At 52.9% G+C, this 1,010-nt stretch carries 1 pseudogene; it reads right to left on the bottom strand.

Annotation, left to right across the window (positions count from 1 at the left end):
• Positions 1–949: pseudogene (locus ATO67_RS22165) on the bottom strand (IS481 family transposase); the annotation flags it as partial.
• Positions 950–1,010: the final 61 nt, after the last annotated feature.

The raw sequence follows: 1,010 nt of genomic DNA, 5'->3' as shown, positions 1-1,010 counted from the left end.
TAGGTGTTTGGTCCCAGCATGTCATGGCTTGGGGTTTGAGTGAAGATTTCAGGTTTTTTCTCACTCAGTTGCCGTATGGCTTCGAAAGGAGTTTTGAAGCGCAGGGCTTTGAGCTGTTTGGCGTAGTTGTAGGCCAGCAGCCAGTCCCTAACATGACAGCGTAAGTCTGTGATTGAGGCGTAATGGAATGATTTGACGGTCGCCTCCTTGATCGTTCTGACCATTCGCTCAGCCTGACCATTGGTCCAGGGGTGGTAAGGCTTTGTTTTCCGGTGCTCAATGCCATTTTCGACACACACCGCACCGAAGATATGACCGACAAACCCACGCTCTGCTCGTTTATCATGCTGTACGAACTGGACGCCGTTATCGGTGAGAACCGTGTGGATTTTATAGGGTGCCGTTTTGATCAGAGCCTTAAGAAAGCCGGCAGCTACGAGGTTCGTCGCTTTGCGATAAATCCTGGCAACGACGATCTTAGAGGTGCGATCGACTGCTACGAAGAGAAACGCCTTACCACCCTCGTATCGCAACTCGGCAATGTCGATGTGGAAATAGCCGATCTCGTATGTTTTGAACCGCTTGGGTTTCTCGCGGTCGGCTTTTGGTAGCCGCGAGATGCCGTGTCGTTGCAAGCAACGGTGAAGGCTGGAGCGGGACAGATGTGGGATCACGTCCTTCAGAGCGATGTAAACGTCATCCAACGGTAGCCGGGCTTTGACTCTCAAAGAAACTATCGCCGCCTCTTCCAAGGCCGTAAAACTGTACTTCGCGGCTTCTTCGGCCCCATCGCCTCATCCTCGACACCTGGTCGAGACCGCCATTTCCTTACGGTTTTCTCGTTGATGCCGTATCGCCGCGCGAGCGCCGCGACTGGAGCTTTCGATCGCTGTAATTCTGCTCGAACGGCGTGCGTCGTCTTGGCGCTGCCATGAAGAAATTGGCCCATAGAGTTTCCCTCCGTGATCGTGATAACGATACACCATCACACTCTGGGACTAAACAACTAG

The sequence above is a fragment of the Agrobacterium bohemicum genome (assembly GCF_001562555.1).
Taxonomy (GTDB): Bacteria; Pseudomonadota; Alphaproteobacteria; order Rhizobiales; family Rhizobiaceae; genus Agrobacterium; species Agrobacterium bohemicum.
Note: the sequence above shows the minus strand (reverse complement) of the source record. Positions and strands in the feature narration are given on the sequence as shown.